We start from the raw sequence: 21,795 nt of genomic DNA on the forward strand, positions 1-21,795 counted from the left end.
CGTCGCTTGCATCGCAGGCAAGCCAGCTCCCACAGGATTGGCGTTGTTACAACAACAACGCCCACACTGCAAAACATGCATACCACAGCACTGCCGCACGCAGCAGCAAGGCCCACAGGGTGTCGAGACTGCTGACGCCTTCAGGCCCGGCCTGCGGTGCAGGAATCTCGGCGGCCGCACAACCGGCCTTGTCGATCAATTGCGCAGCGCTGATATCCCAGCTCAGCAACTCATGCAGCATCACCCGGCTGACTGCCGCGAAGTTGCCCACCAAAGCAAAACTCGCCGCCAGCAAGCGTACCGGCAACCAGTCAAAGGCATGCCGCAATTGCTCGGCACGCTCAACCAGCGCAGGGTTCTGGCTGTGCTCTGCCGCCAGCGCCAGCAAGCGATAGCTCAAGACCACCACCGGCCCCAGCAGGAAATACCAGAAAATCACGGCAAAGAAACTTTGATAGGCCTGCCACAACAAATGGCCCTGCACTTTCTCCAGCAGTTGCTCGCCGCTGTCCGCAGTAATGCTCAGGTCGCGCTCGGCGACATGATTTGCGGCCTGTAAATCACCACGGCGCCAGGCATCACGAAACGGCCCAAGCCCCGCCAGCAAGTCGCCACGCCCCAGGCTGTAAATCACCACCAGCAGGTGTATCGGCAATGCCAGCAGACCATAAGCCACCGGGTGCAGCACCACCAGCAGCAAGGCCAGTACCGCTGCAGGCAGGGCAATCAGGATGATCAATACCCACCAGGGCTTATTGGCCAGTCTGGGGCTGGCTTCAAGTTTGTGCAGCTCGCGCAGCCAGCCACCGTCACGCTGCAGGCGCTGACGCACACCCGAGAACTTCTCGACCAGAATCGCCAGCAGTAACACCACAAAACTCATTGCTTATCTCCTGTGTGCTGCAACGCGCTGCGAAAGCGCATCCAGTCAAAAGCCGGCCCCGGATCTGTCTTGCGCCCCGGGGCCACATCGCAATGGCCGCAGATCCGGGGCCCGGTAATGGCCGGATAAGCCGCCTGCAATTGCCGGGTCAAGTCAGTCAGCGCCTGATATTGCGCATCCGTATAGGGCTGATCATCGGTGCCCTCAAGCTCAATGCCCAGGGAAAAATCATTGCAGGTGTCACGGCCCTCAAAGCTCGAAACCCCTGCATGCCACGCCCGATCAAGACAAGAGACAAACTGGGTGACCGCGCCGTCACGTTCAATCAGAAAATGCGCACTTACCTTCAGGTCAATGATGCCCGCAAAGTAAGGATGTTCTGTGACGTCCAGTTGATTCTGGAAGAACTCCTGCACCTTGCCCGTGCCGAACTGCCCCGGCGGCAAACTGATGTTGTGGATAACCAGCAGAGAGATTTCGTCGCTCGGGCGCGCATTGAAATTGGGCGACGGGCAATGGCGCACACCCTGAAACCAGCCGCTCGCGGGGTCCATCTGCATACAGGCTCCTTCAACAGGCAAAACCAAAGGCCCAGTATGCCGCGATGAACGCACCGATGGGGAGCAATCTGCTTTGTACCCGTTTATTCGCTACCGGACTGGCGCAGACTGTCTATCACCGACTCCAGGGCCCGGTCGATCAGCAGCCGCTCATCCAGCATCAGGATCGTGCCGTTGCGCAGCTGGACGATCAAGTCGGTACGGCTTTTTTCCAGCACCTTGGCCCCGGTCCGGTTAACAAAAACATGCATGCCATCGGGTTCCATAATCGTGATCAGCTTGCAGCGCAGACGCGTGCCATCCTCCTCCTGCAACTCGATCCAGGTACCGATACGCAACTGGCTGACCAACAGCAAGCCCAGATGGCCCTGTTCATCGAGAGCGGGCAATGGCCATGGCTGCACCGGATCGGGCTGTTGGGCCGAGCGCCGACTCGCCTGCTCGGCGTCGCGGGTTCGCTGCTCTAGCAACTCGGCGCGACTGCGCTCGCCACGGGTAAACATCGAAAAGTCGTGCAACAAGGATTCAAGCAACGCCGGGTTATTACCGGCATATCGGGCCAATTGCAGCACCACATGCTCGACTTTGCGATACAGCGGATCGTTGCGGCTATCGGTGCTGGCGTCCCAACCGATGGCAGCATCGGCCATCACGTTGAGCAGGCGCCGGGCCGGGTGGCTGTCACAGCTGAAAAAATTCTGATCGCATTGGGCGATCTGCAGCATTGGTTCACGCAAGAGCGCGAGCAATTTCCTCAACGGTTGCGAGAGATTGCCGTCATCGCTGACGTACTCAAATATAAGCCCTACCAGTTTGCTCGCATCTTCGCTGGCCTCAGGCAGCTCTTGCGCATGGATGCCCACTTTTGCGGCGCAGCACGAAGCCCGGTCGGACAGATCAGGCAGTACGCCCGTGGCGATCAATAGCTGGTTGGCATCGGCGTACAGTTGCCCGGTCTGGTCAAGCAGGTACTTCTCGAACAATCGCATCATGATCAGCTTGACCTTGATGTCCATGCCTTGCTCACGCTTGGCCTGCAAAAAATACTCGCACAACATCGCCGGGCCCAACGGGTTGTTGTGCTCATCCAGCGGCACACAGCTGAGGGTATTGAGGCGCGTGCTCAACTGGCACAAGACCAACTGACTGCGGGTCAGCACCCGCGTCACCATCGCATGGGTCACTTGGGTGCGCTCAAGATCATCGGCCATCAGCGAGAACACTGCTTGCTCCGGAGCAATTCCCTGCAGATTGGGTTGAGTCAGGCGCATAAACGCTTCAAACAAGCGCTCAAGAAAACCACGCTCGATGTTTTTGCGTTTAAGCCGCACATCGCGCATGGCTTCAAAAAAAAGGCTCTGCTCGGTGTTGTTCTGCGCCTTGTCAGCCATTTTGAAGAGAGTGGCGTCGGCGTTCTCGAACAGTACCTGCAAGTTGTTTCTGAGCTGCTGGGCCGCCTTGTCGTGTACCTGCAGCAGGATCACAGGCAGGCGGGCAAGCGGCGAATGCATCGCCAACTCCGTGGCAGTCCCGTGTACAGACCCCACTTTCCCGTCATTTTGCATCCTGGCCTCCCTGAAGGGTCTCTTCGCTTGCCAGTGAACGCGCGTGGTCAGAGCCATTTTTAGACGCTCACAAACAGAAACCGGCGGGCGCTCGAGCACTGGCCGGTTTATCGAATTTAAGGGCAATGGCAGCACGTCAAAGCTATGGCGCCAATCGCAAGGCGGATTATCTTGTAAAAGATGGCGCTTGTACCAGTGGACTCTTCATTTGAGTGATCGAAGGGTGAAATTAATCCTCAAAGTGCCGAAAACAGCACATTGCAGGTATTTGCATGTGACTCTTCGCACACCTTGGGTTCCCCCGTGGCATGCCCCTATAATCGGCGCACTTTGTTTGTGGAGCTCGTTATGCCGAATTTACGCCTGGCCGACCTCACTGCCGAAATTGAAGCCAACGTGCGTCGTGCGTTAGCCGAAGACATTGGCAGCGGCGATATCACTGCACGGCTGATCCCGGCCGAGCGTCTGGCCAAAGCCACGATCATTACCCGTGAAGCGGCTGTCATCAGCGGTACCGCCTGGGTCGACACTGTGTTTCGCCAGCTTGACCCTCGGGTTGCCGTGCATTGGCAAGTGGCCGATGGCGAGCGAGTGAGCCCCAACCAGGTGCTGTTTCACCTTGAAGGGCCAGCCCGCTCGCTGCTCAGCGGCGAACGTAGCGCGCTGAACTTTCTGCAGATGCTGTCAGGCGTTGCTACCCATGCCCAATACCTGGCCGATCAGGTGGCCGACACCCAGGTCAAGCTGCTGGACACCCGCAAAACCCTGCCCGGTCTGCGTATGGCGCAGAAATACGCGGTGACATGCGGGGGTTGCCACAATCACCGGATCGGGCTGTACGACGCTTTTTTGATCAAGGAAAACCATATCGCAGCCTGCGGCGGCATCGCCCAGGCCATCAGCGCTGCGCACAAGATTGCCCCTGGCAAGCCGGTAGAGATCGAAGTCGAAGACCTGGCCGAACTCAAGGAAGCGCTGGCAGCAGGCGCCGATATCATCATGCTCGACGAACTGAGCCTGGATGATATGCGTGAAGCCGTTCGCCTCAATGCGGGCAAAGCCAAGCTGGAAGCCAGCGGCGGCATCAACGAATCGACCTTGCGCCCGATCGCCGAAACCGGCGTGGACTATATCTCCATCGGTGCCATGACCAAGGATGTGAAGGCAGTGGATTTGTCGATGCGCTTGAGCCTCTAAACAGCTCGACTCCCCGCCAGCCTCGGTATCTCCCTGTGGGAGCGGGCTTGCTCGCGATGCAGGCACAACACGGTGTGTCAGGCACTCCGGGTGGATGCCATCACGAGCAAGCCCGCTCCCCCAAGCTCTTTAGCGCGTCTAAGACAACACCAAACCCTGGCATTTCATTTCATGTTCAAGCAGCCATTGCTTGGCCGCCAGGCCGCCGGCGAAACCGGTCAACGTACCATTGCTGCCAATCACCCGGTGGCACGGGATGATGATCGGGATCGGGTTGCGCCCGTTAGCTGCCCCCACTGCGCGGGATGCCTTGGGCCGCTGAATTTGCTGTGAAATCTGGCCGTAACTGGTGGTTACCGCATAGGGAATGGTGGTCAGCGCGTGCCATACCGACTGCTGAAAGTCGGTGCCCTGCGGCTTGAGGAACAGGTCGAACGTCAAACGCTCTCCCGCAAAATACTCCTCCAGCTGACGGCGAACCTCGGCAAGCTTTTGCGCCGAATGCACCCAGCCATCCTGCGGCGCGTGCGCCCGACGCTCCAACTCGAAACGCACTTCGCGCAGCCCTTCATCATCGGCGACCAAAAACAGCGGGCCAATCGGTGATGGCATTTGTTCGTAGTAAATCTGCGTCATGTTCACACCTTGCGTGCAGCCGCCGAGTCGGTAGCGGCGCGCCATAAATACATCACGGAATAGGCCCGCCACGGACGCCAGCTTTCAGCCAGGGCCTGCAGCGCTTTGGTGCTTAGGGGATCACCCTGGGGGTTGGCTTCGCGGCGCAGGATCAGGTCGGCGGCCGGGAAAGCATCGGGGTGTTTAAGTACGCGCATGGCAATGTAATGCGCGGTCCATTCGCCAATGCCGGGCAGTTGCACCCAGCGGCTGATAAAACGCTCCAGAGGTTGCTCAACGGCAAAGTCAACGCGCCCCTCTGTCAGTGCGCGAGCAATCCCCTGGATCGTATTGATCCGTGCCTGGGTAATGCCCATCTGCCCAAGGTCGGCTTGCGCCAGTTGCTCGGGGCCGGGGAACAGCCGATCGAGCCCCGAACCTGCATCAGTTTCAATGGCAATACCATAGCGCTGCACGATACGACTGGCCAGGGTGCGCGCTGCGGCCACGCTGACTTGCTGACCCAACACGGCGCGCACCGCCACTTCAAACCCGTCCCAACCACCGGGCAAGCGCAGTCCCGGATAACGCTCGAGCACTGGCGCCAGCAGCGGGCTGGTGCTCAAGGTTCGGGCAATGGCCAGCGGGTCGGCGTCCAGATCGAACATGCGCCGGATTCGCGTGACCACTCCCAGCATCTGGCTTGGGGCAACATTGCGCAGCTCCAGTTGCAAGGCATGCTGCTCACCCGGCCAGGCACTGACCCGTAGCCAGCCGGGTGCATCGGCACTGCCAAACACCCGCTGATAACTGTGGCCATCGACCTGTTCGACACCGGGCAGGGCCCGGGTCTGCAGAAACCCCAGCAAGGCCGCGAAGTCGTAAGGCGGACGATAGCCCAGGCGCAATACCAGCGCCTTGTCCGCCCGTGCCTTCGGACTGCGCCTGAAGGCACGTGGCTCGGCATGATTGGCTTCGGCAAAAGCCGCATTGAAACGACGCAGGCTGCCAAAACCAGAGGCCATCGCCACTTCAGTGATCGACAGATCGGTTTCGCTCAACAGTTGCTTGGCAAACAGCAGACGCTGGGTGGAATGCACGGCCATCGGCGGTGCCCCCAGGTACTGAACGAACAGGCGACGCAATTGCCGGGCACCAATATTCATGCGCTCGGCCAGCCCCTCCAGCGAGTGCTCGGCCAGATACCCTTCGTTGATAAGCTTCAATGCTCGCGACACCAGATGCTCGCCCTGCAACCAAAGCTGATTACCCGGCGCCAGCTCGGGCCGACAGCGCAAACAGGGGCGAAAGCCCTGGGCCTGAGCTGCTGCCGCGCTGGGGTAATAGACCACGTTTTCAGCTTTGGGCGGGCGGGCCGGGCATACCGGGCGGCAGTAGATCCGGGTACTGAGCACAGCGGTAAAAAACACCCCGTCAAACCGCGCATCGCGGCTCAGGCGAGCGATTTCGCAGGCGGCGGTGCTGGGCGTAGACAGGCTGTTATCTATGTTCATGGGCCGCAGAATAGCACCGCGCTTTTACCGGTTCTCGCCATTTTCGGACGTCAATGTGGGCCGTCAGTCAGGCAAGTCCTGGCCCGCGATTGCACAGCACGATTCCTGCAATGACCTGCAAACCATCTAACACCTTGGACAGACTCGACACCTCTAAACCTGGCCACTGATATTTACAGCAACTGGCGCAGTGACAGCCCTCATCACCGCCTGAGTGCAGCCCCTTGCACGGGCTAATATAAAACTAGCACCACCGGAAAAACCCGGCAATCATCGCAATGTTGTTCACTTAAGCGATTTCTAACTCTGTGGGAGTGGCGTTGCTCTTAAGTGAACAGCATTGCGGCAATCATCGGCTATTTACAGGCACCGTTTTCCAGGCAGTTGCCGTTTTGCGTCCAGGTCAGGGTGCCGCCAGACGTGCTCACATTCGGCACCAACACGCTGACCCAACCGCCTGCAGCCTGAGTCCCCGCCATGGTAATCACACCATCTACGACCGTCATGCCAGCCGCCAGGTTTTCAGTGGCTGCGGCCGGGCCCGGGATGCCATTGGTGCCCGCATCACAGGCCATCAGATCATTGGTCTGGCTGTAACACAGGGCGACGGCCGTCTTGTAGGTGTTGCTGATGGTGTTCACCTCGGCAAAACGGGTCTTCATCACGTGCTCGTGGTAAGCCGGAAATGCAAATGAAGCGATCAGACCAATAATCGCAACCACGATCATCAGTTCGATCAGGGTGAAGCCTTGTTGTTGTTTCACAGGGAGTCTCCAAAAATGGGCACCTGCAGGTGCCGGGCAGTGCTGTGCAGCCAGAAAAGTGCGCACAGGCTATCAAGGTTAGTGGGCCGTTGCTCCACAACTGCATCGCAGACACCTTTGGACACGCTCAAGTGCTCGAACCCAGGCTCAGTGCAACTAGTCTTTGAGACTCACAGCACAGTCGGGCGCACGGCGCTCCAGGGACGCATACATGGCAACACAGGCCGCGAAAAGCAGCGTTTATCAATGGGAAGGCACTGATCTGAACGGGGCTAAAACCCATGGCCAAATCACGGCTGACAGCCACGCAATGATCAGGGTCCTGCTACGCCGCCAAGGTATTACGATTAGTAAAATCCGCCGCCATGCAGATCGCCAGCTCACTGCGGGCAAATCTGTCACGGCGCTGGATATCACCCTCTTCACGCGCCAACTGGCCACCCTGATCAGCGCAGGTATCCCGTTGCTGCAAGCCCTGGAGGCTATCGCCAGCGGTTTTGACAGCCGAGCCATGCGCCAGCAGGTGACGGCGCTCAAACAGGACATCGGCTCAGGGACCAGCCTGACGGCAGCGCTGCGCAAGCAGCCGACCCATTTCGACCCGCTGTTTTGCAGCCTCGTTGAAGCTGGCGAGCTGGCCGGAGCTCTGGACGTAGTGCTGCAACGGCTAGCGAGCTACAGGGAAAAGGCCGCAGCCCTGAAAAATAAAATCAAAAAGGCCATGACCTATCCCGGCGCCGTACTCTTGGTGGCGTTGGGGGTGTGCGCCATTTTGTTGATCAAAGTAGTACCGCAATTCCAGGGCATCTTCCGCTCTTTCGACGCACAACTGCCTGTATTTACCTTGTGGGTGATCGGGCTCTCGGATCTGCTGCAAGGGTATGGACTGTGGCTGCTATTTTTTCCGGGCATTGCCCTTGCCGGCCTTCGCCATCGCTATAAACACTGCACAACCCTGCGCCAGCGCCTGGATCGCTGGCTGCTGAAGTTGCCCCTCGTGGGTAACCTGCTGCACATGTCGGTCATGGCCCGTTTTGCCCGCACGTTGTCGACTACCCTGGCTGCCGGAGTGCCACTGCTGGATGCACTGAATGCTGTAGCCAGCGCCACGGGCAACAGCCTGTACAAGGAAGCAGTACTGCGACTCAGGCAGCAGGTGGCAACGGGTAGCCAGATCCATGTGGCGATGAGCGCTGTCGGGGTTTTCCCTGGCATGGCGATTCAGATGACAGCGATTGGCGAAGAATCCGGCACATTGGACGATATGCTCGACCACGTTGCCGCCTATTATGAAAGCGAGGTCGACACGCTGGTCGATAACCTGACAACGTTGATGGAGCCGATAATCATGGTGGTACTTGGAGTCATGGTTGGCGGGCTGGTCATTGCCATGTATTTGCCGATATTCAACCTGGGCCGAGTGATCTGAGCATGATTGATTTCCTGAGCCGTCATCCGGACGCTTTTATCGCCTGTGCCCTGCTACTCGGCTTGCTGGTGGGCAGTTTTATCAATGTGCTGGTGTGGCGCCTGCCCAAAATGCTTGAACAGGACTGGCAGGCCCAGGCCCGCGAACTGCTGGGTTTACCCGAGCCGGCCAAGGGCCCTGTGTATAACTTGATGCGCCCCCGCTCCCACTGCCCCAACTGCCAGCATTCACTGCGGGCCTGGGAAAACATTCCGCTGCTCAGCTTTCTGTTTTTGCGTGGCAAGTGCTCGCAGTGCAAAACCGCCATCGGCCTGCGCTACCCCCTCACGGAACTGGCCTGTGGGCTGTTGTCGGCTTTTGTCGCCTGGCATTTCGGCTTTGGCGCGCAAGCGGGCTGGATGCTTCTGCTGCTCTGGGGCTTGCTCGCCATTTGCCTGATCGATGCCGAGCACCAAATCGTACCCGATGTGCTGGTTTTTCCTTTGCTCTGGCTGGGGTTGTTGCTTAACAGCTTCTCCCTGTTCACGACCCTGGGGCAGGCGGTATGGGGCGCGGCGCTGGGCTATGCAAGCCTGTGGTCGGTATTCTGGATTTTCAAACTGATCACCGGCAAGGACGGTATGGGCTACGGCGACTTCAAGCTGCTGGCCTTGATCGGGGCCTGGGGCGGAGTTACGGTTCTACCCCTGACCATCCTCCTGTCTTCGCTGCTGGGGGCCGCTGTAGGGCTGGGACTCCTGGCCTTGCGTCGGGCCAAAACCACGAGTCCGATTCCCTTTGCACCCTATCTGGCAATTGCCGGCTGGATTGCATTGCTCTGGGGTGGTCAAATAACCGGCTTCTATTGGCAGGTTTCGGTTTGACATGATGACACCACCCTCCAAACCCTGGATTCTCGGGCTTACCGGCGGTATCGGCAGTGGCAAAAGTGCCGCTGCCGAGCACTTTGCCGCGCTGGGCATACACGTGGTGGACGCCGATCATGCTGCGCGCTGGGTCGTGGAGCCGGGTCGCCCGGCGCTGGCCAGCATTGCCGGACACTTTGGTGCCAAGGTGCTGCAAGCCGACGGGCAGCTCGATCGCGGCGCCTTGCGCAACCTGATCTTTACCGACCCCGAGCAACGCCGCTGGCTTGAAGCACTGCTGCACCCGCTGATTCGTGAAGAAATAGCGAGCAATCTGGCGCAGGCCCAATCGCCTTACGCCATTCTGGTTTCGCCGCTGCTGATCGAGTCTGGCCAGTACACGACAACCCAGCGTGTGTTGGTGATCGATGCACCGCAAGACTTGCAGATCCAGCGCACGCTATTGCGCGACAACACCAGCGAACAGCAAGTCCAGGCCATTCTCAAGGCACAGGCCAGCCGCGAAGATCGCCTTCGCCACGCTGACGATGTGCTGGTCAATGACAAGGATCTGAAGGCGCTGCAGACTGAAGTCGAGCGCCTGCATCACTTTTATTTAACTTTGCGTGGAGGCCAACCATGACCAAACCTATGACCATCGACTGCCCGACCTGTGGCACAGCCGTGCAATGGGATACCACCAACGCTTTCCGCCCGTTCTGCTCGGACCGCTGCAAACTGATCGACCTGGGTGCCTGGGCCAGCGAAGAACACAAGATTCCGGTCAGCCCGGATGCTGAAGATGATCTGTTTTCCGAGGATTTGAGCGAGCGCTTTCATTAACAGCCAAATCCTGTAGTCGCTGCCGCAGGCTGCGAAGGATTGCGAAGCAAGCCGTTTTTTGAAGGCCCTGCGGTCCTTATCGCAGCCTGCGGCAGCGACTACAGGTTTTCCCCATCATCCTTCCAGGGTGCCGCGAGATAACGGGTGCGGTTGAAAGTCTCAAGCCATTCCGGGCAGAACACCACCAGTGCCGTCACCAGCATCCCGTTGATAAACGCCTCGGGGAAAATGATCAGCCACAGATAGCCGATAAAGTCTTCCAGCCACTCCGGCATCGCAAACAACCCGTCCAGCCACAAAACCCCCAGTACAGTCAGTACACAGAGCAACGCCGCCAACGCTGCGGCAAAAAAACCCGAACAAAAGATATACACAAAGGGATTACGCGGCTGCGCCCGCTCGACCATGCGCGCACACCCTTCGGTCACGGCGATCGGCAACACAATCAGCAACACGCCATTGACGCCCATCGCGGCCAGATCCTGGCGCCCCAGCAGCACCAGCCCGACTTGCGCCACAAGCGCACCGACAAGCGCAAGCGGCCAGTCGAGCAGCAAGGTGACCACCGTCAGGCCAATAAAGTGATAAGACACCCCGCCCTCAAAATCACGGCGTACCAGCCATAGCAAAAACAGCCCGAACACCGTGCCAAACAACAGGTGCTGACGCCGCGTGTCGGCAAACAGCTCAACCCAGGGCGCGCGCCAGATGGCCCATAACACAACGGGTGCATAGATCAGCCAGCCAATCGTCAGCGTTTGTGTGGATAACACCTGTGCACTAATCATCTGTCCTGCCCGACCTTGTCAAAACACACCGCTCAACCCTCCCTGTTGGATGTGCCTGAGTCTACACCCGGACTTTCAGTAACACCTGTTTCAAGGCTAAGCTGCGTGCATGGACGACTCAGATTATTTACGCCTGCTCACCATCCAGGCCGAGCAAGCCAATGCCTTTTTATCCAATGCCCGCAAATGGGAGCGGGAGCGTTGGGTCTGCCAGCGCCTGCTGCAAGGGCTGAACATTCCCTACCACAGCGAAGATTTCCTGCAGGCGAGCCAGGAACCTCCTGACGTGCTGTTTGGCGATGCCCGCTTTGAAGTGTTCTTTGTGCTCGACGAAGGCCGTCGCCTGAACGATGAGTGGCGTGCAGAACTGCAACGCCGCCGCAGCGCCTATTCCCTGAGCCAACTGGTGCGTCGCGAAGCGCGACCCAAACGGATACCGGCGAGCAAGCTGTTGCAACGCCTGGGCCCGACCCTGCACAAAAAAGCCACTAACTACAAAGAACGCGATATCGACCTGGGACAGCTGGATATCATTGCGTTTTCCAGTCTCAAACGCGAAGTACTGGACCTTAACAGTCACTTCCCGCCACCGACCGAATATTTGCGCCAGGGCTGGCGCTCGCTGTCCCTGGTGGGGCCGACCTTTGCCCGTGTGCTGTTTGCCCAACCGGACGCACCGGATTTTCTGCGCAACAACCTCGGGCGCAGCATTATTTTTGATGTAGGCATCAGCCTGTGAGCCCGTTGCAAGAACTTATAGCCGAGGTTGCGCAAACCGGTCGCGTACGCTGGATCGGCGTGCGCCCCGAATCGCGGGCAGACATGCTTGAGCTCGATGCCGTAGAAGCCCGCCGCGAAGCCGGGCTGACCGGCGATCATGCCCGGCCCGGCGCCCGCAATGCACGCCAGGTAACGCTGATACAGTGGGAGCACCTGGCCGTTATCAGCTCGCTGATGGGGCGCCCACAGGATCAACCAATAGTGGCGCAGGATTTGCGGCGCAATCTGGTGATCAGCGGGATTAACCTGTTCAGCCTCAAGGGCAGGCGTTTCAGGATTGGCCAGGCCATTTTCGAAACCACTGGCTGGTGCCAGCCATGTGCCCGGCTGGAGCAGCGTCTGGGCCGTGGGACTTTCCAGGCGGTACGTGGCCACGGCGGAATCACGGCGCGGGTAATCGAAAGCGGGATCATTCGTCTAGACGACGAACTGCGGGTCGAGCCATTGGGCCCGGACGGCTATGCTTCTTTTCATCCCGGTTGATCAATGCTGTAGCTTTTACACACCCTGCAACGTCTATTTGACGAGGCCAAAAATATGCCCAGCCGTCTGAACCCCGATGATCTGAAGCGTGTCGAAGAGTACCTTCAACTGCCACAAAACCAGGTTGAGCGCCGGCCTTTCAGGCCCTGGCTGCTCCTTGCCATCGTGGTGATCGCGGTAATCGGCATGGGCCTTTTGAGCCGCCTCCTGAGTTACCTGGCGCTATGAGCTGCATTGCGCTCGCCCGGGTACGCTCAGGCACAGAATTCTTTTCAAGCCTTGTGAGTGATACCCATGACCCATCGTATTGTTATCGTCGGCGGCGGCGCCGGCGGCCTGGAGTTGGCGACCCGCCTGGGCAAGACTCTGGGCAAGCGCGGCAAGGCCAGCGTCACGCTGGTCGATACCAACCTGACGCATATCTGGAAACCGCTGCTGCATGAAGTCGCGGCCGGTTCACTGAACTCATCGGAAGACGAACTCAACTACGTCGCCCAAGCCAAATGGAATCACTTTCAATTCCAGCTGGGCCGCATGAGTGGACTGGATCGCGAGCTGAAAAAGATTTCATTGTCGGCGACCCTCGACGAAAACGGTCAAGAGCTGGTGCCTGCCCGCGAACTGGGTTACGACACCCTGGTAATTGCCGTGGGCAGTACCACCAATGACTTCGGCACCAAGGGCGCGGCCGAGCATTGCCTGTTCCTCGACACCCGCAAGCAGGCCGAGAAGTTTCATCAGCAACTGCTCAATCATTACCTGCGGGCCCACGCCGGGCAAAGCGATGCGCTCGAACAGATCAGCGTGGCCATTGTCGGCGCAGGCGCTACCGGGGTCGAGCTGGCTGCCGAACTGCACAATGCCGCCCATGAACTGGCAGCCTACGGCCTGGACCGTATCAAGCCGGAAAACATGCATATCACCCTGATCGAAGCGGGTCCACGGGTGCTGCCAGCCCTGCCGGACCGTATCGGCGGGCCTGTGCATAAAACCCTGGAAAAACTCGGGGTGACGGTGCTGACCAACTCTGCAGTGAGCGAAGTCACCGCTGACAGCTTGATCACCAAAGATGGTCAGGTGATTCCAGCAAGCCTGAAGGTCTGGGCCGCGGGGATTCGTGCGCCGGGCTTTCTGCAGGAAATTGCCGGGCTGGAAACCAACCGCATCAACCAGCTAGTGGTACGTCCCACGCTGCAAACCACCCGTGACGACAATATCTTTGCCTTCGGCGATTGTGCGGCCTGCCCGCAACCAGGCACCGACAAGCTGGTGCCGCCACGCGCACAAGCCGCTCACCAGCAAGCGTCGTTGCTGGCCAAATCGCTGAAACTGCGCATTGAAGGCAAAGCACAACTACCAGACTACAAGTACCGCGATTATGGCTCGCTGATTTCTCTGTCGAGCTTTTCGGCTGTGGGTAACTTGATGGGCAGCCTGATGGGCACGGTAATGCTTGAAGGCTGGTTGGCGCGGATGTTTTATATCTCGCTGTATCGCATGCACCAAATGGCGCTGTACGGAACCTTCCGCACCTTGATGCTGATGCTGGGCAGCAGAATCGGACGCGGCACCGAGCCGCGCCTGAAACTGCACTAAAGAGCACTTTTCATCCTGTGGGAGCTCTTGCAATCAACGCCCCGCGTGATTCCCTGCCTCGGCTTCACGGCCTTTAAAGCCGTGGGGCTGATGCTCTTCAAAGAATTGCACTGCCCGCACAAAATCCTGCAGCAGTAATTTGGCCATGTCGATCGACATCCCCTGCTTCACCAGAATCCGCTGCACCACCACGTTCTCGACATTGGCAGGCAAGCTATACGCAGGTACCAGCCAACCACGGGTGCGCAACCGATCAGCCAGGTCATAGAGCGAGTAACCAGGTTGGGCACCGGGCTTCAGACGCCAGGTCAGTGCTGGAATCCCCAACTGTGGATCACCGTTATAGAGCATCTCGAACGGCCCGACCTTGACCAGCTCTTTAGCCAGGAACTGCGCTGTTTCGTAGCAGGCTGAATGAATCCGCTCATAGCCCTCACGCCCCAGGCGCAGGAAGTTGTAGTACTGCGAGATGATTTGCCCAGCCGGGCGTGAAAAGTTCAGGGCGAAAGTCGGCATGTCGCCCCCCAGATAATTCACATGGAACACCAGCCCTTCAGGCAACTCCTTCTCGTCGCGCCAAACCACCCAGCCTGCGCCCAGCGGAGCCAGGCCAAACTTATGCCCGGAGGTGCTGATGGACTTGACCCGCGGCACGCGGAAATCCCAAAGAATATCCGGCGCACAAAACGGTGCCAGCATCGCGCCGCTTGCGCCGTCGACATGCAGATCGACGTTCAGGCCGGTGCTTTTTTGCAGATCATCCAGGGCATCGGACAGGGGCTTTACCGTTTCATACAACCCGGTAAACGTCTGGCCAAAAGTCGGCACCACGACGATGGTATTTTCATCGACCCGCTCCAGCATGTCCTCGGGAGTCATAAACCAATGGCCTTCCGACATCGGCACTTCACGAATTTCTACGTCCCAGTAACGAGCAAATTTGTGCCAGCACACCTGCACCGGCCCACACACCATATTCGGCGTAGCTGTCGGCTTGCCTGCCGCCTTGCGCAGCGCACGCCAGCGCCACAATGCAGCCAGACCACCGAGCATGCAGGCTTCGCTGGAACCCACTGTCGAAGTGCCAATGGTGGTGGCCGCCGCCGGGGAATGCCATAAGTCCGCCAGCATATGAATACAGCGGTTTTCCAGCTCTGCAGACTGCGGGTACTCGTCCTTGTCGATCATGTTCTTGTCGATCGACAGGTCCATCAGCTTGTGAACCTCGTCCTCCTCCCACGTCTGGCAAAAAGTCGCGAGGTTCTGCCGGGAGTTGCCATCCAGATACAACTCATCGTGAACCAGTTGATAAACCTCACCCGGCGCTTGCTCAGCCTCGGGGAACAGCTTGGTCGCAGCGGCATGAGCCAGCGCAGAAGAACCAAACACGGGGTCGACGTCCTTGTTGCGCTTGATACGGTGCAGTGCCATATGAACTCTCCTTGAGTATTGGTCAATCTATGAGCCCGCCCTTGCAACTCTGGCTCAGCTTCGGCCAAGCCAGCATAGACAAGCATTTGAGGTCTGCCGTCCGATTTCCGACCGCCGTGCATTTTCCGATCTATAGTCTCGAATCTTGAAAGTACTCACGGAGCGAGCGCGATGAAGCAAAGACCCACGTCCGTCGACAGCACGGTAAAACAGGCACTGGACCAGGCCCTGCAACGGTTTGCCAACAATCAGCACGGCAAGAATGCCAGCTACATCCCTTACCTGGCCTCAGTGCCATCCCACCTGTACGGCATCAGCATCATGTTCTGCGACGGCACCCATGCGGAGCTAGGCGACACCGATTACGCCTTCGCCATCGAATCAATTTCCAAGGTGTTTACCCTCGCCCATGTGCTCGATGAAGTGGGACCGCAGGCCTTGCGCAGCAAGATCGGTTGCGACCCCACGGGCGAGCCGTTCAATTCGGTGATCGCTCTGGAGCTGCACAAGGGTCGACCGCTCAACCCCTTTGTAAACGCCGGGGCCATGGCCACTGTCAGCCTGCTCGAAGCCAATACGGCGCAAGCCCGCTGGGAGCAGATCCAGGCGACTTACAACGTCTTCGCCGGGCGCGAACTGACGGTCAACGACGAGGTTTATCAATCAGAAGCCAAGACTAATCAGCACAACCGTGGCATTGCCTGGCTGCTGCAGAGTTACGGCTATATGTATGCCGACCCGATGGAAGTATGCGCCGTCTACACCCGCCAATGCTCGGTAGCGATCACCTGCCATGACCTGGTGACAATGGGCGCGACCCTGGCCAACGGTGGTATCAACCCGATCAGCGGGAAACGCGCGGTACAGGCCAAAAACGTGGCCCCCATCCTCGCCGAGATGACCTTGAACGGCCTGTATGACACCACGGGTGACTGGTACTACAAAGTTGGCCTGCCGGGTAAAAGCGGGGTCGGCGGCGGAATTCTGGCTGTGGTGCCGGGCGTATGCGCCATCGCCGCCTTTGCCCCGCCGCTGGATGTGGCCGGTAACAGCGTTCGCGGTCAACTGGCCGCCGAATACCTTAGCCGCACGCTCAATCTGAGCCTGTTGCACGAATTCGCGTAAGGGAGCGGGTTAATTATGGCTACCACCAGCAAAGCAAAAACCTACATGTCCTGGCTGACCATCTGCTTCATGATGGTTGCAGCCGTTGCCAGTATTCGCTCATTGCCCAGCATGGCCGTCTATGGCCTGGGTTCGGTATTTCTCTATATCATCCCGGCACTGCTGTTTTTCATTCCGGTTTCCCTGGTCGCCTCTGAACTGGGTACCGGCTGGAACGGCGGGATTTATGGTTGGGTAAGGCAAGCCTATGGCGACCGCCCGGGCTTTTTCATCATGTGGTTCATGTGGGTGCAAGTGGTGGTCTGGTACCCGATCGTGCTTGGGTTTGGCGCAAGCACCATGGCGTATCTGATCAACCCCGAATTGGCCAAAAGCGGTGTATTTACTGCCGCTGTCATCATCGTCTTGTATTGGTTATCAACATTTGTCGCACTAAACGGGTTGACAGCCCTGTCCAAGCTGACGTCATGGTTCATGCTGCTGGGCACCGCATTGCCCGCCGCGCTGCTGGTTTTGCTCGGCGTGGCCTGGCTGGTGCTGGGGCATAAATCGGCAACCCCATTGACCTGGGATGCCTTGATTCCGGCGATTTTCGACACCCATTCCACAGTCAAATCCGGCTCGCGCAACCTGCACCCGGACTTTTGGCAGGAATTTACCGGTGCCATCACTGGCCTGGTACTGATTGTGAGTAACTTCCTGGCGTTTGCCGGTATCGAAATGAACGCCATTCACGCCAGGGAACTGCGCGACCCGCAAAAAGAAATGCCCCGAGCGATTCTGTTGGCTTTCTTTATGATCTTGCTGGTGTTTATCCCGCCTACCGTGGCCATTTCGCTGGTAGTACCCGCTGACTCGACCAGCCTTACCGCCGGGGTTATTCAGGCTTACGCTGCGTTCTTCCAGGGTTTCGACATGCCTTGGGCAACGCCGATCATGGCCATATTGCTGATTATCGGTGCTCTGGGCGGGGTTCTGGCGTGGACTGCCGGGCCATCTACGGGCCTGCTGTTTGTCGGCAAGGCCGGGATGCTTCCCCCGGTGATGCAGGAAGTGAACAAAAAAGGCGTGCAGAAAAACATTCTGTATTTGCAGGCCGTGATCGTCACCTTGCTGTCGACAATTTACATCTTTCTCGACAACGTATCCGATGCCTTCTGGATGATCAGTGCGATGGCAGCGCTGATGTACCTGATCATTTACGTGTTTATGTTTATGGCTGCCATGAAGCTGCGCAAAACACAGCCCAACGTAAAACGCGGTTATGTGCTCAAGGGGCTGCATGGCTGGTGCTATCTGGGGTTGTTTTCGACCTGCGTGGCGCTGATTTTCGGCTTTATTCCACCGAACAGCTTCAGCAGCATGCCGTTTTTCGAATATGCGGGGATTTTGTTGCTGGGCTTGATCGTGGCTGGCGTGCCGCCGTTTATCTTCTATGCGTTGCGCAAGCCGTCATGGCAGATGGTGCCCAAAGCCGAGTCCGATCAATACTCTGCAGCGCTGCAGGACCTTCAGGACGCGGATGACAAGGCGAAAAGCGCCACCTGAGACTGTAGTCGCTGCCGAGGCACGAAGGCTGCGATGCGAGTTTAGCGCGGAGCCTATTACGTGCCTCGCTGATACCTTCGCAGCCTTCGTGCCTCGGCAGCGACTACAAGACTGCTTTTATACAGGCATAAAAAAAGCGTCCAATGGACGCTTTTTTTATTAAATGGTGGGTCGTGTGGGATTCGAACCTACGACCAATTGGTTAAAAGCCAACTGCTCTACCAACTGAGCTAACGACCCAAAATTGCGTTGAAACTGGCTCCACGACCTGGACTCGAACCAGGGACCCAATGATTAACAGTCATTTGCTCTACCAACTGAGCTATCGCGGAACTACATATTTCAATTAAAACATAAATAAAAAAGCGTCCGTCAGGACGCTCTTTTATGGCCTCTGATGCGACTGGCATCAGCGCCTTATTTTCTACACCCATTACTGCCGGGCAGAAAATGGTCGGGGTAAGGGGATTCGAACTCCTGACATCCTGCTCCCAAAGCAGGCGCGCTACCGGACTGCGCTATACCCCGGTAAAAAAAAGCACCTTCAAGAGGTGCTTCTACGATCAGTGCTTTTGGCCTCTGATCTTAAGATCTAACCCCAGCGAACTGGAGCCAAAAATGGTGGGTCGTGTGGGATTCGAACCTACGACCAATTGGTTAAAAGCCAACTGCTCTACCAACTGAGCTAACGACCCAAAAATGGTCGGGGTAAGGGGATTCGAACTCCTGACATCCTGCTCCCAAAGCAGGCGCGCTACCGGACTGCGCTATACCCCGGCTTGAAAATGGCTCCACGACCTGGACTCGAACCAGGGACCCAATGATTAACAGTCATTTGCTCTACCAACTGAGCTATCGCGGAACTACATATTTCAATTTGTAACGTTGTTGCCTTACTGCTTTGCAACACTCTTCGAGTTCTTCGCATCGCTGCGTTGGCGTCTCTGAGGTCGGCTATTCTACAAGCTTTAAAAGCCTTGTCAACCCTTATTTTTCGTTAGAAGACAATTACTTAGCGCTTCTAGCGGGCTTCTCGGTTTGGGCCAAGTTGCCGTTACGGGTGACTTACTGCGGGGCGCATCTTACAAGCGTTTTCCTTACAGATCAACACTCTAGAAAAAAAAGGCCTCGCAAAGCGAGGCCTCTCTTAAAACACCGGTTTCAAGCCTTAGGCAAAGACGATCTCGTCGTCCTTCACGCTGGCTGTCACGGTGGTGCCTGGCAAGAACTGACCCGACAGAATCAGTTGCGCCAGCGGGTTTTCGATCCAGCGCTGGATCGCACGTTTCAGTGGGCGTGCGCCATAAACCGGGTCGTAACCAACCGCAATCAGCTTGTCCAGAGCATCCTGGTTCAGCTCAAGGCTGAGGTCACGTTCAGCCAGACGGCTACGCAGACGACCCAACTGGATCTCGGCAATGCCGGCAATTTGATCACGGGCCAGAGGCTCGAAGATCACCACTTCGTCGATCCGGTTCACAAACTCCGGACGGAAGTGGGTACTTACCGCATCCATCACCGCTGCGCGCTGCGCTTCGCGATCGCCGACCAGTTCCTGGATCTGTGCAGAACCCAAGTTGGAGGTCATCACGATCACCGTGTTGCGGAAGTCTACGGTGCGACCATGGCTGTCAGTCAGGCGACCGTCTTCCAGCACTTGCAGCAACACGTTGAACACGTCCGGGTGGGCCTTCTCGACCTCATCCAGCAGGATCACCGAGTAAGGCTTGCGCCGTACCGCTTCGGTCAAGTAACCGCCTTCTTCGTAACCCACATAGCCTGGTGGCGCACCAATCAGTCGAGCCACGGAATGTTTCTCCATGAACTCGGACATATCGATCCGCACCATCGCCTCTTCAGTATCAAAGAGGAACTCGGCCAGCGCCTTGCACAACTCGGTTTTACCCACACCGGTCGGGCCGAGGAACATAAACGAGCCACTTGGCCGGTTCGGGTCACTCAGGCCGGCACGGGAGCGGCGCACGGCGTTGGACACAGCCACAACCGCCTCGTCCTGACCGATCACGCGCTCATGCAACAGGCTTTCCATTTTCATCAGCTTGTCGCGTTCGCCTTCGAGCATCTTGGAGACAGGAATACCCGTCCACTTCGATACCACTTCAGCGATTTCCTCTTCGGTCACCTTGCTGCGCAGCAACTGGTTTTCAGTCTTGTTGCTGTGCTCATCGACCATCTGCAGGCTGCGCTCCAGATCAGGAATGATCCCGTACTGCAACTCAGCCATGCGGTTGAGGTTGCCGCCACGGCGAGCCACTTCAAGTTCCTGGCGCGCTTGCTCGATCTTCTGCTGGATCTGGGCGGAGCCCTGTACTTCGGCTTTTTCCGAAGTCCAGATTTCTTCCAGGTCAGAATACTCGCGCTCATGACGCTCGATTTCTTCCTGCAGTTTCTCGAGGCGTTTTTTCGCCGCCTCGTCTTCTTCTTTCTTCAGCGCCTGAGCTTCAACCTTGAGTTGAATCAAACGACGCTCAAGACGGTCCAGCACTTCAGGCTTGGAGTCGATCTCCATGCGAATGCGGCTGGCCGCTTCATCCATCAGGTCAATCGCCTTGTCAGGCAACTGCCGGTCAGTGATGTAGCGATGGCTGAGCTTGACCGCGGCGATAATCGCACCGTCGGTGATCGCCACCTTGTGGTGAACCTCATAGCGCTCTTTCAAGCCACGCAGAATCGCGATGGTGTCTTCTTCGCTAGGCTCGTCCACCAGTACTTTCTGGAAGCGACGCTCAAGCGCTGCGTCCTTCTCGATATATTGGCGATACTCGTTGAGCGTGGTCGCACCGACACAGTGCAACTCACCCCGAGCCAACGCAGGCTTGAGCATATTGCCCGCGTCCATGGCGCCTTCGCCCTTACCGGCACCCACCATGACGTGCAGTTCGTCGATAAACAGGATGACTTGCCCTTCCTGTTTCGACAGCTCGTTAAGCACCGCTTTCAGGCGTTCTTCGAACTCACCGCGGAACTTGGCACCGGCAATCAAGGCACCGATATCCAGCGACAGCAGACGTTTGCCTTTAAGGCCGTCAGGCACTTCACCGTTGATGATCCGTTGCGCTAGACCTTCGGCAATCGCAGTTTTACCCACGCCTGGCTCACCGATCAGCACCGGGTTGTTTTTGGTCCGGCGCTGCAGAACCTGAATGGTGCGACGAATTTCATCGTCACGACCGATCACCGGGTCGAGCTTGCCGTCTTCGGCGCGCTTGGTCAGGTCGATGGTGTACTTGTCCAGCGCCTGACGCGATTCCTCGACATTAGGGTCATTGACCGCTTCGCCGCCGCGCAGGTTGTTGATGGCGTTTTCCAGGGCTTTTTTGCTTACGCCCTGGCCCAGCAACAATTTGCCCAGCTTGCTGTTGTCGTCCATCGCCGCCAGCAATACCACTTCGCTGGTGATGTACTGGTCGCCTTTTTGCTGCGCCAGACGGTCTGCCTGGTTCAACAGACGCGCCAAGTCCTGCGACATGTTTACGTCGCCGGTAGGATTCTGGATTTTTGGCAGCTGATCGAGCTCTTTGGTCAGCTCTTTACGCAGGCTGTTTACATCAAAACCGACTTGCATCAGCAGCGGCTTGATCGAACCGCCCTGCTGTTCCAGCAATGCCTGCATCAAGTGCGCGGGCTCGATGGCCGGATGATCAAGGCCAACGGCCAATGACTGAGCATCGGACAACGCCAATTGCAACTTGCTGGTTAATCTATCTATACGCATTCGTCACCTTCCTTATGAGCAGGCCGGAGGGATGGAAACTCCTGAATGAAGAAACCTGCCAGATACCATAGTAGATGCGGGCGATTACGAGAG

20 protein-coding genes and 6 tRNA genes are annotated in these 21,795 nt (G+C 57.8%); 11 read left to right on the top strand and 15 right to left on the bottom strand.

Going from position 1 to position 21,795, the window contains the following annotated elements; all coding sequences use genetic code 11:
• Positions 1-46: 46 nt before the first annotated feature.
• From ampE to ACZRMH_RS10170, 3 genes are all read right to left on the bottom strand, one after another.
• Positions 47-883: a regulatory signaling modulator protein AmpE gene (gene ampE / locus ACZRMH_RS10160; protein ID WP_464013331.1), complete on the bottom strand. Its 837-nt coding sequence runs from the start codon at positions 881-883 to the stop codon at positions 47-49.
• Positions 880-1,443 carry a 1,6-anhydro-N-acetylmuramyl-L-alanine amidase AmpD gene (ampD, locus tag ACZRMH_RS10165; protein WP_464013332.1) on the bottom strand — a complete coding sequence of 188 codons (564 nt, stop codon included), beginning with the start codon at positions 1,441-1,443 and terminating at the stop codon, positions 880-882. Before ampD ends, ampE begins: the two co-directional genes overlap by 4 nt.
• Before the next feature lie 83 nt (positions 1,444-1,526).
• Positions 1,527-2,954, bottom strand: a complete 1,428-nt coding sequence (locus ACZRMH_RS10170; RefSeq protein ID WP_464013333.1) for a DUF1631 family protein — start codon at positions 2,952-2,954, stop codon at positions 1,527-1,529.
• Between the two features lie 402 nt (positions 2,955-3,356).
• On the opposite strand from ACZRMH_RS10170, the gene nadC reads away from it, so the two are divergent.
• A complete protein-coding gene (gene nadC / locus ACZRMH_RS10175; RefSeq protein WP_464013334.1) occupies positions 3,357-4,205 on the top strand; it encodes a carboxylating nicotinate-nucleotide diphosphorylase in 849 nt (282 codons plus the stop codon).
• 138 nt (positions 4,206-4,343) lie between these two features.
• Here nadC and ACZRMH_RS10180 read toward each other — a convergent pair whose 3' ends face one another.
• The 3 genes from ACZRMH_RS10180 to ACZRMH_RS10190 form a co-directional block, all read right to left on the bottom strand.
• The gene (locus ACZRMH_RS10180) at positions 4,344-4,841 is read right to left on the bottom strand and encodes a methylated-DNA--[protein]-cysteine S-methyltransferase (protein WP_464013335.1); all 498 of its coding nucleotides are present in this window, start codon (positions 4,839-4,841) and stop codon (positions 4,344-4,346) included.
• A gap of 2 nt (positions 4,842-4,843) precedes the next feature.
• Positions 4,844-6,334, bottom strand: a complete 1,491-nt coding sequence (locus ACZRMH_RS10185; protein WP_464013336.1) for an AlkA N-terminal domain-containing protein — start codon at positions 6,332-6,334, stop codon at positions 4,844-4,846.
• A gap of 356 nt (positions 6,335-6,690) precedes the next feature.
• Complete coding sequence (locus ACZRMH_RS10190) at positions 6,691-7,098, bottom strand: pilin (protein ID WP_464013337.1); 408 nt, start codon at positions 7,096-7,098, stop codon at positions 6,691-6,693.
• Positions 7,099-7,309: 211 nt separating this feature from the next.
• Between ACZRMH_RS10190 and ACZRMH_RS10195 the strand changes: the two genes are divergently transcribed.
• From ACZRMH_RS10195 to yacG, 4 genes are read left to right on the top strand one after another with little or no spacing between them, the layout of a single operon-like run.
• Positions 7,310-8,527, top strand: coding sequence for a type II secretion system F family protein (locus tag ACZRMH_RS10195; RefSeq protein ID WP_464013338.1), 1,218 nt, complete (start codon positions 7,310-7,312; stop codon positions 8,525-8,527).
• A 2-nt stretch (positions 8,528-8,529) separates the two neighbouring features.
• Positions 8,530-9,390: a prepilin peptidase gene (locus ACZRMH_RS10200; protein WP_464013339.1), complete on the top strand. Its 861-nt coding sequence runs from the start codon at positions 8,530-8,532 to the stop codon at positions 9,388-9,390.
• Position 9,391: 1 nt separating this feature from the next.
• The gene (coaE, locus tag ACZRMH_RS10205; RefSeq protein WP_464013340.1) at positions 9,392-10,015 is read left to right on the top strand and encodes a dephospho-CoA kinase; all 624 of its coding nucleotides are present in this window, start codon (positions 9,392-9,394) and stop codon (positions 10,013-10,015) included.
• The gene (yacG, locus tag ACZRMH_RS10210) at positions 10,012-10,215 is read left to right on the top strand and encodes a DNA gyrase inhibitor YacG (RefSeq protein WP_464013341.1); all 204 of its coding nucleotides are present in this window, start codon (positions 10,012-10,014) and stop codon (positions 10,213-10,215) included. Before coaE ends, yacG begins: the two co-directional genes overlap by 4 nt.
• Before the next feature lie 98 nt (positions 10,216-10,313).
• Here the strand turns inward: yacG and ACZRMH_RS10215 are convergent, their stop codons facing one another.
• Complete coding sequence (locus ACZRMH_RS10215) at positions 10,314-11,003, bottom strand: energy-coupling factor ABC transporter permease (RefSeq protein WP_464013342.1); 690 nt, start codon at positions 11,001-11,003, stop codon at positions 10,314-10,316.
• 109 nt (positions 11,004-11,112) lie between these two features.
• Between ACZRMH_RS10215 and ACZRMH_RS10220 the strand changes: the two genes are divergently transcribed.
• The 4 genes from ACZRMH_RS10220 (at position 11,113) to ACZRMH_RS10235 (ending at position 13,862) form a co-directional block, all read left to right on the top strand.
• Complete coding sequence (locus ACZRMH_RS10220; protein WP_464013343.1) at positions 11,113-11,742, top strand: DUF1780 domain-containing protein; 630 nt, start codon at positions 11,113-11,115, stop codon at positions 11,740-11,742.
• A complete protein-coding gene (locus ACZRMH_RS10225; protein ID WP_464013344.1) occupies positions 11,739-12,266 on the top strand; it encodes an MOSC domain-containing protein in 528 nt (175 codons plus the stop codon). The genes ACZRMH_RS10220 and ACZRMH_RS10225 overlap by 4 nt, the downstream gene beginning before the upstream one ends.
• 54 nt (positions 12,267-12,320) lie before the next feature.
• Positions 12,321-12,494, top strand: a complete 174-nt coding sequence (locus ACZRMH_RS10230; RefSeq protein ID WP_088378952.1) for a DUF3094 family protein — start codon at positions 12,321-12,323, stop codon at positions 12,492-12,494.
• 66 nt (positions 12,495-12,560) lie between these two features.
• The gene (locus ACZRMH_RS10235) at positions 12,561-13,862 is read left to right on the top strand and encodes an NAD(P)/FAD-dependent oxidoreductase (protein ID WP_464013345.1); all 1,302 of its coding nucleotides are present in this window, start codon (positions 12,561-12,563) and stop codon (positions 13,860-13,862) included.
• 33 nt (positions 13,863-13,895) lie between these two features.
• Here ACZRMH_RS10235 and ACZRMH_RS10240 read toward each other — a convergent pair whose 3' ends face one another.
• Positions 13,896-15,293 carry a glutamate decarboxylase gene (locus ACZRMH_RS10240; protein ID WP_464013346.1) on the bottom strand — a complete coding sequence of 466 codons (1,398 nt, stop codon included), beginning with the start codon at positions 15,291-15,293 and terminating at the stop codon, positions 13,896-13,898.
• A 171-nt stretch (positions 15,294-15,464) separates the two neighbouring features.
• Here ACZRMH_RS10240 and glsA point away from each other — a divergent pair, with 171 nt between their 5' ends.
• Together glsA and ACZRMH_RS10250 are read left to right on the top strand one after the other, a co-directional pair.
• Positions 15,465-16,418 carry a glutaminase A gene (gene glsA, locus ACZRMH_RS10245; RefSeq protein ID WP_464013347.1) on the top strand — a complete coding sequence of 318 codons (954 nt, stop codon included), beginning with the start codon at positions 15,465-15,467 and terminating at the stop codon, positions 16,416-16,418.
• Between the two features lie 15 nt (positions 16,419-16,433).
• Positions 16,434-17,966: an amino acid permease gene (locus tag ACZRMH_RS10250; RefSeq protein WP_464013348.1), complete on the top strand. Its 1,533-nt coding sequence runs from the start codon at positions 16,434-16,436 to the stop codon at positions 17,964-17,966.
• 164 nt (positions 17,967-18,130) lie between these two features.
• On the opposite strand, the gene ACZRMH_RS10255 is transcribed toward ACZRMH_RS10250, so the two are convergent.
• The 7 genes from ACZRMH_RS10255 to clpB form a co-directional block, all read right to left on the bottom strand.
• Positions 18,131-18,206 (bottom strand) — tRNA-Lys (locus ACZRMH_RS10255).
• Between the two features lie 16 nt (positions 18,207-18,222).
• Positions 18,223-18,298, bottom strand: a tRNA-Asn gene (locus ACZRMH_RS10260).
• Positions 18,299-18,417: 119 nt separating this feature from the next.
• Positions 18,418-18,494: transfer RNA gene (locus tag ACZRMH_RS10265), tRNA-Pro, on the bottom strand.
• Between the two features lie 91 nt (positions 18,495-18,585).
• Positions 18,586-18,661: transfer RNA gene (locus ACZRMH_RS10270), tRNA-Lys, on the bottom strand.
• A 5-nt stretch (positions 18,662-18,666) separates the two neighbouring features.
• Positions 18,667-18,743: transfer RNA gene (locus tag ACZRMH_RS10275), tRNA-Pro, on the bottom strand.
• 9 nt (positions 18,744-18,752) lie between these two features.
• Positions 18,753-18,828 (bottom strand) — tRNA-Asn (locus ACZRMH_RS10280).
• Between the two features lie 306 nt (positions 18,829-19,134).
• Positions 19,135-21,702, bottom strand: coding sequence for an ATP-dependent chaperone ClpB (gene clpB, locus ACZRMH_RS10285; RefSeq protein WP_464013349.1), 2,568 nt, complete (start codon positions 21,700-21,702; stop codon positions 19,135-19,137).
• Between the last annotated feature and the right edge of the window lie 93 nt (positions 21,703-21,795).

Source organism: Pseudomonas sp. B414 (assembly GCF_055408445.1).